26 protein-coding genes are annotated in these 13,868 nt (G+C 63.0%); all 26 read right to left on the bottom strand.

The window, feature by feature from the left end; translation table 11 throughout:
• Positions 1-34 precede the first annotated feature (34 nt).
• On the bottom strand, positions 35-664 hold the full coding sequence (rpsD, locus tag ACYVD7_RS05795) for a 30S ribosomal protein S4 (RefSeq protein ID WP_386750763.1): 630 nt from the start codon (positions 662-664) through the stop codon (positions 35-37).
• Positions 665-678: 14 nt separating this feature from the next.
• Entirely contained in the window at positions 679-1,074 is a 396-nt protein-coding gene (gene rpsK / locus ACYVD7_RS05790) for a 30S ribosomal protein S11 (RefSeq protein WP_187711379.1), read from the bottom strand.
• An 11-nt stretch (positions 1,075-1,085) separates the two neighbouring features.
• Positions 1,086-1,442, bottom strand: a complete 357-nt coding sequence (rpsM, locus tag ACYVD7_RS05785; protein ID WP_460760275.1) for a 30S ribosomal protein S13 — start codon at positions 1,440-1,442, stop codon at positions 1,086-1,088.
• A 368-nt stretch (positions 1,443-1,810) separates the two neighbouring features.
• Positions 1,811-3,136 (bottom strand): preprotein translocase subunit SecY, encoded by a 1,326-nt coding sequence (secY, locus tag ACYVD7_RS05780; protein ID WP_460760355.1) that lies wholly within the window; start codon positions 3,134-3,136, stop codon positions 1,811-1,813.
• Positions 3,137-3,276: 140 nt separating this feature from the next.
• A complete protein-coding gene (gene rplO / locus ACYVD7_RS05775; RefSeq protein WP_460760353.1) occupies positions 3,277-3,717 on the bottom strand; it encodes a 50S ribosomal protein L15 in 441 nt (146 codons plus the stop codon).
• Entirely contained in the window at positions 3,717-3,917 is a 201-nt protein-coding gene (gene rpmD / locus ACYVD7_RS05770; protein WP_460708584.1) for a 50S ribosomal protein L30, read from the bottom strand. The genes rplO and rpmD overlap by 1 nt, the downstream gene beginning before the upstream one ends.
• Positions 3,910-4,452: a 30S ribosomal protein S5 gene (gene rpsE, locus ACYVD7_RS05765; RefSeq protein WP_310053764.1), complete on the bottom strand. Its 543-nt coding sequence runs from the start codon at positions 4,450-4,452 to the stop codon at positions 3,910-3,912. Before rpsE ends, rpmD begins: the two co-directional genes overlap by 8 nt.
• 222 nt (positions 4,453-4,674) lie before the next feature.
• The gene (gene rplR / locus ACYVD7_RS05760; protein WP_460760273.1) at positions 4,675-5,031 is read right to left on the bottom strand and encodes a 50S ribosomal protein L18; all 357 of its coding nucleotides are present in this window, start codon (positions 5,029-5,031) and stop codon (positions 4,675-4,677) included.
• 29 nt (positions 5,032-5,060) lie between these two features.
• Positions 5,061-5,588, bottom strand: a complete 528-nt coding sequence (rplF, locus tag ACYVD7_RS05755; protein WP_460760270.1) for a 50S ribosomal protein L6 — start codon at positions 5,586-5,588, stop codon at positions 5,061-5,063.
• 16 nt (positions 5,589-5,604) lie between these two features.
• Complete coding sequence (gene rpsH / locus ACYVD7_RS05750) at positions 5,605-6,000, bottom strand: 30S ribosomal protein S8 (RefSeq protein WP_460760268.1); 396 nt, start codon at positions 5,998-6,000, stop codon at positions 5,605-5,607.
• Between the two features lie 142 nt (positions 6,001-6,142).
• Entirely contained in the window at positions 6,143-6,448 is a 306-nt protein-coding gene (rpsN, locus tag ACYVD7_RS05745) for a 30S ribosomal protein S14 (protein ID WP_460760265.1), read from the bottom strand.
• Between the two features lie 17 nt (positions 6,449-6,465).
• A complete protein-coding gene (rplE, locus tag ACYVD7_RS05740; RefSeq protein ID WP_460760263.1) occupies positions 6,466-7,008 on the bottom strand; it encodes a 50S ribosomal protein L5 in 543 nt (180 codons plus the stop codon).
• A 1-nt stretch (position 7,009) separates the two neighbouring features.
• The gene (rplX, locus tag ACYVD7_RS05735) at positions 7,010-7,318 is read right to left on the bottom strand and encodes a 50S ribosomal protein L24 (protein WP_460760260.1); all 309 of its coding nucleotides are present in this window, start codon (positions 7,316-7,318) and stop codon (positions 7,010-7,012) included.
• Positions 7,319-7,332: 14 nt separating this feature from the next.
• A complete protein-coding gene (gene rplN, locus ACYVD7_RS05730) occupies positions 7,333-7,701 on the bottom strand; it encodes a 50S ribosomal protein L14 (RefSeq protein ID WP_056136003.1) in 369 nt (122 codons plus the stop codon).
• Between the two features lie 15 nt (positions 7,702-7,716).
• On the bottom strand, positions 7,717-7,986 hold the full coding sequence (gene rpsQ, locus ACYVD7_RS05725) for a 30S ribosomal protein S17 (RefSeq protein WP_056136006.1): 270 nt from the start codon (positions 7,984-7,986) through the stop codon (positions 7,717-7,719).
• A gap of 9 nt (positions 7,987-7,995) precedes the next feature.
• Positions 7,996-8,181, bottom strand: a complete 186-nt coding sequence (gene rpmC / locus ACYVD7_RS05720; protein WP_460760257.1) for a 50S ribosomal protein L29 — start codon at positions 8,179-8,181, stop codon at positions 7,996-7,998.
• A complete protein-coding gene (rplP, locus tag ACYVD7_RS05715) occupies positions 8,181-8,594 on the bottom strand; it encodes a 50S ribosomal protein L16 (RefSeq protein WP_056136011.1) in 414 nt (137 codons plus the stop codon). Before rplP ends, rpmC begins: the two co-directional genes overlap by 1 nt.
• A gap of 6 nt (positions 8,595-8,600) precedes the next feature.
• Positions 8,601-9,359, bottom strand: coding sequence for a 30S ribosomal protein S3 (rpsC, locus tag ACYVD7_RS05710; protein WP_460760255.1), 759 nt, complete (start codon positions 9,357-9,359; stop codon positions 8,601-8,603).
• A gap of 14 nt (positions 9,360-9,373) precedes the next feature.
• On the bottom strand, positions 9,374-9,709 hold the full coding sequence (gene rplV / locus ACYVD7_RS05705) for a 50S ribosomal protein L22 (protein WP_187711365.1): 336 nt from the start codon (positions 9,707-9,709) through the stop codon (positions 9,374-9,376).
• Positions 9,710-9,719: 10 nt separating this feature from the next.
• Positions 9,720-9,989, bottom strand: a complete 270-nt coding sequence (gene rpsS, locus ACYVD7_RS05700; protein WP_460760252.1) for a 30S ribosomal protein S19 — start codon at positions 9,987-9,989, stop codon at positions 9,720-9,722.
• A gap of 6 nt (positions 9,990-9,995) precedes the next feature.
• Positions 9,996-10,823 (bottom strand): 50S ribosomal protein L2, encoded by an 828-nt coding sequence (gene rplB, locus ACYVD7_RS05695; protein ID WP_460760250.1) that lies wholly within the window; start codon positions 10,821-10,823, stop codon positions 9,996-9,998.
• Between the two features lie 10 nt (positions 10,824-10,833).
• Positions 10,834-11,130 carry a 50S ribosomal protein L23 gene (rplW, locus tag ACYVD7_RS05690; RefSeq protein ID WP_460760247.1) on the bottom strand — a complete coding sequence of 99 codons (297 nt, stop codon included), beginning with the start codon at positions 11,128-11,130 and terminating at the stop codon, positions 10,834-10,836.
• Positions 11,127-11,732: a 50S ribosomal protein L4 gene (gene rplD / locus ACYVD7_RS05685; protein ID WP_460760245.1), complete on the bottom strand. Its 606-nt coding sequence runs from the start codon at positions 11,730-11,732 to the stop codon at positions 11,127-11,129. Before rplD ends, rplW begins: the two co-directional genes overlap by 4 nt.
• Before the next feature lie 2 nt (positions 11,733-11,734).
• Positions 11,735-12,391 (bottom strand): 50S ribosomal protein L3, encoded by a 657-nt coding sequence (rplC, locus tag ACYVD7_RS05680; RefSeq protein ID WP_460760242.1) that lies wholly within the window; start codon positions 12,389-12,391, stop codon positions 11,735-11,737.
• An 11-nt stretch (positions 12,392-12,402) separates the two neighbouring features.
• Positions 12,403-12,714, bottom strand: coding sequence for a 30S ribosomal protein S10 (gene rpsJ, locus ACYVD7_RS05675; protein WP_027070119.1), 312 nt, complete (start codon positions 12,712-12,714; stop codon positions 12,403-12,405).
• Between the two features lie 478 nt (positions 12,715-13,192).
• Positions 13,193-13,868, bottom strand: a 676-nt coding sequence (locus ACYVD7_RS05670; RefSeq protein ID WP_460760240.1) for an EF-Tu C-terminal domain-related protein, incomplete at its 5' end; no start/stop codon positions are given.

The following is a 13,868-nucleotide window of genomic DNA, read 5'->3' as shown; positions in this document are numbered from 1 at the left end:
TGGCGGAAGCGGCCTTTTCAGGCCGCAGCCGTCATTACTTCGAGTACAACTCGACGATCAGCGCTTCGTTGATGTCGGCAGGCAGGTCGGAGCGATCCGGCACAGCCTTGAACACACCAGCGAACTTCTTGGCATCAACTTCGACCCACGACGGGGACAGGTCCATCTGGGCGGCGACGCCCAGCGATTCCTGCACGCGCAGCTGCTTCTGGGCGCGTTCCGACAGCGCGATCGCGTCGCCGGCCTTGACCTGGTACGAAGGCAGGTTGACCGACTTGCCGTTGACCGTGACACCACGGTGCGAGACCAGCTGGCGAGCGGCCGGACGGGTCACTGCGAAGCCCATGCGGTAGATGACGTTGTCAAGACGGGTCTCGAGGAGCTGCAGCAGGTTTTCACCCGTGTTGCCCTTCTTGTTCGACGCCTTCTTGTAGTAGTTGCGGAACTGACGTTCCAGCAGGCCGTAGATACGCTTGACCTTCTGCTTTTCACGCAGCTGGGTGGCGTAATCCGACAGCTTGCCCTTGCGGGCAGTCGGACCATGCTGGCCGGGTTTCTGTTCGAGCTTGCACTTCGAGTCGAGAGCGCGGACGGGCGACTTCAGCGAGAGGTCGGCGCCTTCACGACGGGAGAGCTTGCACTTGGGACCAATATAACGAGCCATGTGTCTTCAGCTCCTCAGACGCGACGCTTTTTGGGCGGACGGCAGCCGTTGTGCGGAATCGGCGTGACGTCGATGATGTTGGCGATCTTGTAGCCGACGTTGTTCAGCGAACGAACGGCGGACTCGCGACCCGGACCCGGACCCTTGATACGCACTTCGAGCGTCTTCAGGCCGTAATCGAGGGCAGCACGACCGGCCTTTTCGGCAGCAACCTGGGCTGCGAACGGGGTCGACTTACGCGAGCCGCGGAAACCCGCGCCGCCCGAAGTCGCCCACGAGAGCGCATTGCCCTGGCGGTCGGTGATCGTGATGATGGTGTTGTTGAAAGAAGCGTGGACGTGGGCGATGCCGTCGGTGACGACTCGCTTGATCTTCTTCTTGGTTTTAGCGGCTGCTGCCGGCTTGGCCATGATCTATCCCCTTACTTCTTGATGGCCTTGCGCGGACCCTTACGGGTACGTGCATTGGTCCGGGTGCGCTGACCACGCAGCGGCAGGCCGCGACGGTGACGCAGGCCGCGGAAGCAGCCCAGGTCCATCAGACGCTTGATGGCCATGCCGATTTCGCGGCGCAGGTCACCTTCGACCACGAACTTGGCGATCTCGCCACGCAGGCGTTCGACTTCCGGTTCCGACAGGTCGCGGATCTTGGTGGTCTGCGTCACGCCAGCGGCGTTGCAGACCTGCTTGGAACGGGTACGGCCAATGCCGTAGATACTTTGCAGCCCGACCCAGACGTGCTTCTGGGCAGGCAGGTTGACGCCAGCAATACGCGCCATGACGCGATTCTCCAACTGGTTTGACGGCCAGGCTATGAACCCGGCGGAGTGAACATGAGATTTTAACAGGGTCTCGGGTTACTTGGAAGTACCGGGACCGAAGTCCCAAATACCCGGCATGGGGAGTGTGCCCATGCTCCAGCGACAGTCCCGGACTGGACGAACCTGGCGAAGCACCTTTGGTGTGCCTGCCCTGCCCGCCCCCGCGCGCTACTCTGGCGCGCGAAAGGCCCGAAACCACCCGTGCGCGAGACGCCGCCCGGGTCGCTCATCTGGATCCCTGGGCCAGGCCCGGGATCCGCTGCGGCCGGGGTGCGCCCGGACCGCCCTTTGCGACACCGGCCTGAGCCGGTATCGCGTTGTTCTTGTTACCTGCCGCGGGAACCCTTGAGGTTCGCCTTCTTCAACAGGCTTTCGTACTGATGCGACATCAGGTGCGCCTGGATCTGCGCGATGAAGTCCATCACCACAACCACCACGATCAGCAGCGACGTGCCGCCGAAGTAGAACGAGGTACCCAGCTGCGTGCGCATGATTTCCGGCAACAGGCAGACGATTACCAGGTAGATCGCACCGGCCGCGGTCAGGCGGGTCAACACGCCATCGACGTAGTCCGCCGTCGCCTTGCCCGGACGGATGCCCGGAATCAGCGCGCCCGACTTCTTGAGGTTGTCGGCCGTTTCCTGCGAGTTGAACACCAACGCCGTATAGAAGAACGCAAAACCAATAATCATGGTCGCGTACAGGATCATGTGCAGCGGCTGCCCGGAGTTCAGCATCTGCGCGACCTTCTGCAGCCACGTCGCCGAACTGCCCTGACTGAACCAAGCTGCCGCCGTCGCCGGGAACATCACGATGCTCGACGCGAAGATCGGCGGAATGACGCCGGCCATGTTGAGCTTGAGCGGCAGGAACGAGGACTGGTTCATGTACGCGCTGCGGCCACCCTGGCGGCGCGCGTAATTCACCGTGATGCGTCGTTGGCCACGCTCGACGAACACCACCAGAAAGGTGAAGCCCAGGACCAGCGCGGCGATGAGCAGGGCCGACGGCGCACCCATGTCGCCATTGCGGATCTGCTGGAACATGCCCAGCACGTCGGCCGGAAGGCCTGCGACGATGCCGGCGAAGATGATCAGCGACACGCCGTTGCCGATGCCGCGCTCGGTGATCTGCTCACCCAGCCACATCAGGAACATCGTGCCCGCGGTCAACGCAATCACCGCGGTAAGGACGAAGCCCGGACCCGGGTTGTAAACGACCTGGATGCCGTTGGCGGCGCCGCCGCTCTGCAGCGCGGTCGCGATGCCCCACGCCTGGAATACGGCCAGCGGAATCGCGCCCATGCGCGACCACTGGTTGATCTTGCGACGACCCGACTCGCCTTCCTTCTGGATGGCCTTGAAGGACGGCACGATCTGGGTCAACAGCTGCACGATGATGGACGCCGAGATGTACGGCATCACGTTCAACGCGAACAGGCTGAATCGACGAAGCGCGCCACCCGAGAACATGTTGAACATGTCCACGATGGTGCCCTTCTGGCTTTCCATCAGCTTGAGCATGGCTTCCGGATTGACGCCCGGCACCGGGATGTAGCAACCGATGCGGTAGACAATCAGCGCGCCGACGACGAACAGCAGACGTTGACGCAGCTCGGTGAACTTACCGAGACCGCCGCCGAGCCCTGCCATTGCGTTGCTGCTTTTCGCCATCTGGAACTCCGTGGGTATTCGTTACATCGGTAGGGCGAAACCGCCAAGGGCAATTCCGCCGTGCCGTTCAACGCAAAAGGCGGAAGCCGCTGTGCGGATTCCGCCCTACGCGAGGGTGTTTAAGCGATCGAGCCGCCAGCTGCTTCGATGGCAGCCTTGGCGCCGGCCGTCGCCGTCACGCCCTTGAGCGTGAACGACTTGGTGACTTCGCCCTTCTTCACGATCTTGGCCTGCTTGGCGTTCGGCGGAACGAGCTTGGCGGCCTTGAGGGCGGCCAGGTCGATCTCACCGGCGGCAAGCTTGTCCAGTGCGTACAGCAGCACTTCGGCCGTGTCCTTCTTGATCAGCGAACGGAAGCCGATCTTCGGCAGGCGACGCTGCATCGGCATCTGGCCGCCTTCGAAGCCGGCCTTGATCTTGCCCTTGCCGGAACGAGCGAACGAACCCTTGTGGCCGCGGCCCGCGGTCTTGCCCAGGCCCGAACCGATACCACGACCGACGCGCTTGCGATCGGTACGGGCGCCGTCGGCGGGTTGCAGAGTGTTGAGACGCATGTTGATTACTCCTCGACGCGAACGAGGTAGTGAAGCTGATTGATCAGGCCGCGCACAGACGGGCTGTCCTTCAGTTCACGCACATCGTTGAGCTTGTTCAGGCCCAGCGCCTTCACCGACAGACGGTGACGGGCTTGGGTGCCACGCAGACCCTTGACCAGGCGCACCTTGACGGTACCGGCGGCTGCCGCTTCCTTCTTAGCCATGGTTCAGGTCCTCCACCTTCTTGCCGCGCTTGGCCGCGATCTTGGCCGGCGAATGCATCTCGCCCAGGCCGCGCAGCGTTGCACGCACGAGGTTGATGGGGTTACGCGAACCCACGGCCTTGGCCAGCACGTTCTTGACGCCAACCGCTTCCAGGACAGCGCGCATCGCGCCGCCGGCGATCACGCCAGTACCTTCCGAAGCGGGCTGCATGAACACGCGTGCCGCGCCGTGGCCGGACTTCACCGCGTGCCACAGGGTGCCGTTGTTCAGGTCGACATTGACGAAGCTCTTGCGGGCATATTCCATCGACTTCTGGATCGCGACCGGCACTTCGCGTGCCTTGCCGTAACCGAAACCGACCTTGCCGTTGCCGTCGCCCACCACCGTCAGCGCGGTGAAGGTGAACTGGCGGCCGCCCTTGACGGTCTTGCTGACGCGGTTGACCGCGATCAGCTTCTCGATCATGCCGTCATCGACTTCTTCGCGGTTGCGATCACGATCGCGGCCCCGCGGTGCACGTTGTTCTTCTGCCATTTCGAATACTCGGTAGTTGATGGATTTGCGGCGTGGCCGCTTATGGTTGTTGAGTACTTCGGATGCTTCGCGAAACCGGCAATCCGGAGCCGCGCCCGATGCAGTCCGCATCGGCAGGTGGGCATTGCGTGGAGGCTAGGCCCCGCGCTTTCAAGCAGGCAGCGGGATTCAACCCGCCACTTGCCCAAGCCCGAATGGGCGGGTAAGCACCCGCCCGGAAAATCAGAACTGCAGGCCGCCTTCGCGCGCAGCGTCGGCCAGGGCCTTGATGCGACCGTGGTAGCGGTAACCCGAGCGGTCGAAAGCGACCTTCTCGATACCGGCAGCCTTGGCCTTCGCGGCAATGGCGTGGCCAACCTTGACGGCGGCTTCGGCATTCTTGCCGTTCTTCAGGCCATCCTTGACGTCGGCCTGCACGGTCGAGGCGGCGGCCAGGACCTTGGAGCCGTCGGCAGTGAAGACCTGGGCGTACAGGTGCTGGCCCGTGCGCAGCACGGTCAGGCGCGGCACGCCGAGATCGCGGATGTGGGCGCGGGTCGACTTGGCGCGACGCAGGCGGGCAGTGTTCTTGATGCTCATGATCTGGTTCCTCGAAGCCGAACGCCTGATTAGGCCTTCTTCGCTTCCTTACGGATGATGACTTCGCCGGCGTACTTCACACCCTTGCCCTTGTAGGGCTCCGGCGGACGGAAGCCACGGATCTTGGCGGCAACTTCACCGACGCGCTGCTTGTCCGCACCGGAGACCAGGATTTCGGTCTGGGTCGGGGTAGCGATGGTGATGCCTTCCGGCGTCTGGAACAGCACCGGGTGCGAGAAACCCAGCGACAGGTTCAGGTCCTTGCCCTGCATGGCAGCGCGGTAACCGACGCCGACCAGCTCAAGCTTGCGCTCGAAGCCTTCGGTAACGCCCTTCACCATGTTGGCGAGGATCGCGCGCAGGGTGCCGGTGAGGGCGATCTGCTCTGCGTTCTCGGTCGAGAACAGCGCGGTATCGCCTTCGACCTTCAGTTCGATGCCGGCCGGCTTGCCAACGCTCAGGGTGCCCTTCGGGCCCTTGGCGCTGATGCTGTCGGCGGCGACTTTGATTTCGACGCCCTTGGGCAGGGAGATCGGCTTCTTGGCTACACGAGACATGTTCAGTGAGCTCCTGTTAGGCCACGAAGCACAGGACTTCACCGCCGACGCCCTGCTGGCGCGCCTGCGCATCGGTCATGATGCCCTTCGAGGTGGAAATGATGGCGACGCCGAGGCCACCGAGGACCTTCGGGATCGCGTCCTTGCCGCGGTACTGGCGCAGGCCCGAACGCGAGAAGCGCTCGAGGCGCTCGATCACCGGCTTGCCTTCGTAGTACTTCAGCACGACTTCGAGCTCGGCCTTGGCGCCGTTCGGGGTCACGCGGAAATCAGCGATGTAGCCCTCGTCCTTCAGGACGGTGGCGATCGCGGTCTTGATCTTGGACGACGGCATCTTCACCGTCTGCTTCCGAACGGCCGCCGCATTCTTCATGCGGACCAGCATGTCGGCGATGGGATCAGTCATGCTCATGAAAATTCACCTATGAGTGCACCGATATCCGCAGGATTGCGAATACTTTCAGTTGTGACGCCCAGCCTGGCTTGGTAGCCGGGCCGGGCGCCTGGAGCAGCCGGCAAGTCTAGCAGACTTCCCGGCTTGTTTGCCTACTGGATTACCAGGAAGCCTTGCGCAGGCCCGGAACGTCGCCGTTCATGGTCGCCTTGCGCAGCATGTTGCGGCCGAGGCCGAACTTGCGGTAGACGCCACGAGCGCGGCCCGACAGTTCGCAACGGTTGCGCTGGCGGCTTTCCGAGGAATCGCGCGGCAGCTTCTGCAGCTTGGTCGCCGCTTCGATCTTCTCTTCGTACGACGCAGTCGTGCTGGAGATGACTTTCTTCAGCGCCAGGCGCTTGGCGCCGTGCTGCTTGTTCAGCTTCTTCCGCTTGATTTCGCGGTTGATCATCGAGGTCTTGGCCATGATCTATATCTCTGAAATCAGTTGCGGAACGGGAAGCGGAACGCTTCAAGCAGCGCCTTGGCTTCGGCGTCGGTCTTGGCGGTGGTCGTGATGGCGATATCCATGCCACGGACGGCGTCGACGGAGTCGAAGTCGATTTCCGGGAAGATGATCTGTTCCTTCACGCCCATGTTGTAGTTGCCGCGACCGTCGAACGAACGGCCCGACACGCCACGGAAGTCGCGGACGCGCGGCAGCGAGACGTTGATCAGGCGATCGAGGAACTCGAACATATGCGCGCGGCGCAGCGTGACCTTGCAACCGATCGGCCAGCCGTCACGGATCTTGAACGAGGCCACCGACACGCGGCTCTTCGTCACGATCGGCTTCTGGCCGGCGATCTTGGTCAGGTCGGCAACGGCGTTTTCCAGGATCTTCTTGTTCGTGGCGGCTTCGCCCACGCCCATGTTGATCGTGATCTTGGTCAGGCGCGGCACTTCCATCGGGTTCGTGTAACCGAACTTCTTGGTCAGGGCCGGGACGACTTCGTCCTTGTAGAACTTTTCGAGACGGGTGTTCATGTCAGATAGCCTCGCCGCTGGAGCGGAACACACGCAATTTGCGTCCATCCTCCAGCACCTTGAAAGCAACGCGTTCGCCCTTGCCCGAGGCAGGGTTGAACAGCATCACGTTGGAAATGTGAATCGGCGCCTCGCGCTCGATCACGCCGCCGGGCTGGCCGGCCTGCGGGTTCGGCTTGGTGTGGCGCTTGATGATGTTGACGTTGGACACGACGACCTTGTCGCCGGCGACGCGGATGACGTCGCCCTTCTTGCCCTTGTCCTTGCCAGCGGTGACGACGACCTGGTCGCCCTTGCGGATACGGTTCATCTTAATTCCTCCGCTCAGAGCACTTCAGGAGCGAGCGAGACGATCTTCATGAACTTCTCGGTACGCAGCTCGCGGGTCACTGGCCCGAAGATGCGGGTACCGATGGGTTCCTGCTTGTTGTTCAGGAGCACGGCGGCGTTGCCGTCGAAGCGGATCAGCGAGCCGTCCGGACGACGAACGCCCTTGCGGGTGCGGACCACGACGGCGTCATAGACGTCGCCCTTCTTGACCTTGCCGCGCGGAATCGCGTCCTTCACGGTGACCTTGATGATGTCGCCGATGCCGGCGTAACGGCGCTTGGAGCCGCCCAGCACCTTGATGCACATCACTTCCTTGGCACCGGAATTGTCAGCCACGTCGAGGTAGCTCTGCATCTGGATCATGAGTCAGCCCTCCTCTTATTCGGCCGCACGGGTGACGATCGTCACCACGCGCCAGTTCTTGGTCTTGGACATCGGCGCGCATTCGGCCACGCGGACGATATCGCCCTCGTTGCACGAATTGTCGGCGTCGTGGGCATGCAGCTTGGTCGAGCGACGGATGTACTTGCCGTACAGCGCGTGCTTGACCTGGCGCTCGACGAGGACCGTCACGGTCTTATCCATCTTGTTGCTAACGACCCGGCCTTCTACCGTGCGCAGCGCCTTCTCTGTTTTGTTGTCGGTCATGGCGGGTCCTTACTTCTTCTGCCCGAGCAGCGTGTTGACGCGAGCAATCTCGCGGCGCACGCGGCGGGCTTCGTGGGTCTTGGCGAGCTGGCCGGTGGCCTTCTGCATGCGGAGAGCAAACGTCTCCTTGTGCAGTTCGGCCAGGTGGGCCTTCAGCTCATCAGCCGACTTCGCGCGGAGGTCTTTGAGTTCCATTAGCGCACCGTACGGGTCACGAAAGTGGTGGTGACCGAAAGCTTGGCTGCGGCCAGACGGAACGCTTCGCGTGCCGTGGCTTCGTCCACACCTTCGATTTCATAGATCATGCGGCCGGGCTGGATCTGGGCGACCCAATACTCGACGTTGCCCTTACCGGAGCCCATTCGGACTTCGATCGGCTTCTTGGTGATCGGCTTGTCGGGGAACACGCGGATCCACATCTTGCCGCCACGCTTCACGTAGCGACTGATGGAACGGCGCGCGGCCTCGATCTGGCGAGCGGTCAGCTGACCGGTCGCCGTCGACTTCAGGCCGTACTCGCCGAAGCTGACGGCATTCGCACTCCAGCTCAGGCCGTCGTTACGGCCCTTGTGCATCTTGCGATACTTGGTTCGCTTGGGTTGCAACATGGTCAATTACCTCGCTTCGCGGGCCGGACGGCCACGACCGGGACGATCGTTGCGATCCTTGCGGTCGCCACGGTCCGGACGGTCACCACGCTCAGCGCGCGGCGTGTCGTCCTGCTTTTCCTGGCCAACCTGGGAGAAATCGAAGATCTCGCCCTTGAAGACCCATACCTTGATGCCGATGATGCCGTAGGTCGTCTTGGCTTCAGCGAAGCCATAGTCGATGTCGGCACGCAGCGTGTGCAGCGGTACGCGACCTTCGCGGTACCACTCCGAACGTGCGATTTCGGCACCGTTGAGACGGCCGGCGACGTTCACCTTGATGCCCAGCGCACCCAGGCGCATCGCGTTGCCGACGGCACGCTTCATCGCGCGGCGGAACATGATGCGGCGCTCCAGCTGCTGCGCGATCGACTCGGCAACCAGCTGTGCGTCGAGCTCGGGCTTGCGGACTTCGGTGACGTTGATGTGCGCCGGAACGCCCATCACATCGCTGACTTCCTTACGCAGCTTCTCGATGTCCTCGCCACGCTTGCCGATCACCACGCCCGGACGGGCGGTGTGGATCGTGACGCGGGCGTTGTTGGCCGGACGCTCGATCAGGATCTTGGAGATGCCAGCCTGTGCAAGCTTCTTGCGCAGCATCTCGCGGACCTTGAGGTCGGCGGCCAGGAACGAGGCGTACTGCTTCTTGCCAGCGAACCACTTGGACGTCCAATCCTTGGAGATGCCAAGGCGGATGCCGGTCGGATGTACTTTATGACCCATATCTATGCTCCGCCTTACTTGCCCGCGCCAACAACCACAGTGATGTGGCTGGTGCGCTTGAGGATGCGGGTACCGCGGCCCTTGGCCCGCGCCATGAAACGCTTCAGGGCCGGACCTTCGTCGACCATGATCGTCTTGACGCGCAGCTCGTCGACGTCGGCACCCTGGTTGTTTTCGGCGTTGGCGATCGCGGATTCCACGACCTTGCGGATCAGTGCCGCAGCCTTCTTGTCCGAGAACTTCAGCAGGTTGACGGCGCGTTCGGCCGACAGGCCACGGACCTGGTCAGCGACCAGGCGGGCCTTCTGCGGGGAGATGCGCGCGGTGCGCAGGATGGCTTTCGCTTCCATGGTCATCTCCTTACTTCCCGGACTTCTTGTCGCCGCCGTGACCCTTGAACGTACGGGTCAGGGCGAACTCGCCAAGCTTGTGGCCAACCATGTTCTCGTTGACCAGCACCGGGATGTGGTTCTTGCCGTTGTGCACGGCAATGGTGAAACCCACGAATTCCGGCAGGATCATCGAGCGACGCGACCAGGTCTTGATCGGCTTCTTGTTGTTGCCCGCGGTCTCCACCTTCTTCTGCAGATGGTGGTCGACGAACGGACCTTTCTTGAGGGAACGTGCCATGGCCGATTAGCTCCTACGATCGCGCACGATGAACTGCGAGGTGCGCTTGTTCTTGCGGGTCTTGTAACCCTTGGTCGGAACACCCCACGGGGTGACCGGATGCGGATTACCCTGGCCTGCCTTCGCTTCACCACCACCGTGCGGGTGATCGACCGGGTTCATGGCCGCACCGCGGACGGTCGGCTTGACACCGCGCCAGCGCTTGGCGCCGGCCTTGCCGAGCTTCTCGAGGTTGTGTTCGTCGTTGCCGACTTCACCGATGGTGGCGCCGCACTCGACCGGCACCTTGCGCATTTCGCCGGAGCGAAGGCGCAGCGTGGCGTAACCCTGTTCGCGAGCGACCAGGTAGGCGCTGGCGCCGGCCGCACGGGCCAGCTGGGCACCCTTGCCCGGCTTCATCTCGACGCAGCACACCGTCGTACCGACCGGGATGTTGGTCAGCGGCAGCGTGTTGCCGACGCGGATCGGGGCTTCGCGGCCCGCGATCACCTGGTCGCCATCCTTCAGGCCCTTGGGCGCGATGATGTAACGACGCTCACCGTCGACATAGCACAGCAGCGCGATGTGCGCGGTGCGGTTCGGATCGTATTCAATGCGCTCGACGCGGGCGGGGATACCGACCTTGTCGCGCTTGAAGTCGATGATGCGGTAATGCTGCTTGTGGCCACCACCGATGTGGCGGGTGGTGATGCGGCCGTGGTGGTTACGACCACCACTCTTGCTCTGCTTCTCGACGAGGGCCGCGTGCGGTGCGCCCTTGTGCAGGCCCGGCGTCACCACGCGGACCGCGCTGCGGCGGCCGGGGGAGGTGGGCTTGAAAGTCATCAATGCCATGGATCTATCCTCAGGCCGTGGCCATCACGTCGATCGACTGGCCTTCGGCCAGCGTCACGTACGCCTTGCGCCAGTCGCCGCGACGGCCCATGCGGTTCTTGAAGGCTTTGTTCTTGCCCTTCACGTTGACCACATTGACTGCCTCGACCTTGACGGCGAACAGCTTTTCCACGGCGACTTTCACGTCGGCCTTGGTGGCGTCGTTCGCGACTTCAAAGACGTATTTGTTGGAGACTTCCTGCAGACGCGCGGTCTTTTCGGACACACGCGGTGCGCGGATGATGCTGTAGAGCTTGGCGTCGTTCATGCCAGCCACTCCTCGATCTTCTTGACCGCGTCGGTGGTGACCACGACCGAGTCGGCGCCAACGAGGGCAACCGGATCCAGGCCCTGGACGTCACGCACTTCGACGTACGGCAGGTTGCGCGCCGAGAGGTACAGATTCTCGGTGGCTTCTTCGGTGACGATCAGCGGACGCTTGCCGACTTCCAGGCCCTTGAGCTTGGCGATCATCGACTTGGTCTTCGGTGCATCGATGTCGAACGACTCGACGACCTTGATGCGGCCCTGGCGGTTCAGCTCGGACAGGATCGCGGCGATCGCGGCGCGGTACATCTTGCGGTTGACCTTCTGCGCGAAGCTGCGCGGCTTGGCCGCGAAGGTCACGCCGCCGCCGACGAAGATCGGAGCCGTCAGTGCGCCATGACGCGCGCCGCCGCCCTTCTGCTTCTTCGACTTCTTGGTCGTACCGTTGACTTCCGAACGGGTCTTCTGGGCCTTGGTGCCCGAGCGACCGGCGTTGCGGTAGGCAACGACCACCTGGTGGACCAGGTCTTCGCTGAATTCGCGGCCGAAGATCGCGTCGGAGACCGACAGCGTCTTGGTGCTATTGGTGATTGCGAGTTCCATCATCAAACTCCCTTGCTCGACGGACGCACGATCACGTCGCCGCCCGGAGCACCCGGAACCGCGCCCTTGATCGCGATCAGACCGCGCTCGGCGTCGACCTTGACCACTTCCAGGCCCTGAGTCGTCTGCTGCACGTCGCCCATGTGACCGGACATCTTCTTGCCCGGGAACACGCGACCCGGCGTCTGACGCTGGCCGATGGAGCCCGGCGAGCGGTGCGACAGCGAGTTACCGTGGGTGGCGTCACCCATGGTGAAGTTCCAGCGCTTGATCGTGCCCTGGAAGCCCTTGCCCTTCGTGACGCCCTGGACGTCGACGATCTGGCCGGCTTCGAAAATGTCAGCCTTGATCTCGCCGCCGATTTCGAAACCGCCGATCTGGTCGGATTCGACGCGCAGCTCCCACAGGCCACGACCGGCTTCGACCTTGGCCTTGGCCAGGTGGCCGGCTTCGGGCTTGGTCAGCAGCGACGCGCGCTTCACGCCAGCGGTCACCTGCACGGCGCTGTAGCCGTCGGATTCAACCGTCTTGATCTGGGTGATGCGGTTCGGGGTGGCTTCAATCAGGGTCACCGGAACCGACTTGCCGTCGGCGGTGAAGAAACGGCTCATGCCGGCCTTGCGACCGACGATGCCGAGCGAATACTTCTTCGCGCTCATCTCAGTCGTCCTCAGGTCAGCTTGATCTGCACGTCGACGCCCGCCGCGAGTTCGAGCTTCATCAGCGCGTCCACGGTCTTGTCGTTGGGGTCGACGATGTCGAGCACGCGCTTGTGCGTGCGGGTCTCGTACTGGTCACGCGCGTCCTTGTCAACGTGCGGGGAGACGAGAATGGTGTAACGCTCGATCTTGGTCGGCAGCGGGATCGGGCCGCGCACTTGCGCGCCGGTCCGCTTGGCCGTCTCGACGATCTCGCTGGCCGAGCGGTCGATCAGACGATGATCGTACGCTTTGAGCCGAATCCGGATCTTTTGGTCCGCCATGGCGGAAACTCCTTCGTTAAAGAGCGACAGGTCCGATAACTGGGTGTACCGGACCCCTGGAAATGGTGCTTTTTCTCTTTCGGGCCGCACCACACCCGGAAGACCTTCAAAAACAAAGGCAGACCGGTTATTACCGGTCCGCCCAGACTGGAAGTCATGAACGCGCAAGCGGCCCCGTCATCGATGTCCCGAACTATTTTTCGGGACGGACGGAGCACTGCCGCGCGACATTTCCCTGTCTGGCGAACACGAAGCACTTCCTGCGCTTCATTTCGCTGGTTCGCGACCTTTCCCGAAGGATCAGGCCGCGAGGGTCTTGCATTCTAGAGGGTATCGACCAGGCATTGCAAGCCCTGTCGCCAATCCCAGCCGCGTTCCCGGAGGAATTCGGCCGCTTCCCGACTTGGCCGGCCGTAAGGCCGGTCAGGAGGGGGGCATTCCGGCCGCAATCGGGCCGGAATGACATGCGCCAGAGGTATTACTTGAGGATCTTGGCCACCACGCCGGCGCCGACGGTACGGCCGCCTTCGCGGATCGCGAAACGCAGGCCTTCGTCCATCGCCACCGGGTTGATCAGCGACACCACCATCTTCACGTTGTCGCCCGGCATCACCATTTCCACGCCTTCCGGCAGCTGGCAGGCGCCCGTGATGTCGGTCGTGCGGAAGTAGAACTGCGGACGGTAGCCCTTGAAGAACGGGGTGTGGCGGCCGCCTTCGTCCTTCGACAGCACGTACACCTCGCCCTCGAACTCGGTGTGCGGGGTGATCGAACCCGGCTTGGCCAGCACCTGGCCGCGCTCGACGTCGTCACGCTTGGTGCCGCGCAGCAGCAGGCCGGCGTTGTCGCCTGCCTGACCCTGGTCCAGCAGCTTGCGGAACATTTCCACGCCGGTCACGGTGGTCTTCTGGGTCGGACGGATACCGACGATTTCGATTTCGTCACCAACCTTGATGATGCCGCGCTCGATACGACCGGTCACCACGGTGCCGCGGCCCGAGATCGAGAACACGTCTTCCACCGGCATCAGGAACGGCTTGTCGATCGCACGCTCCGGCTGCGGGATGAACGTGTCCAGCGCTTCCACCAGCTTCAGGATCGACGGCACGCCGATTTCCGACTGGTCGCCTTCCAGCGCCAGACGGGCCGAGCCG

The organism is Lysobacter fragariae, assembly GCF_054779775.1.
The sequence above is the reverse complement of the archived record's forward strand: the minus strand, read 5'-3'. Positions and strand labels throughout refer to the sequence as shown.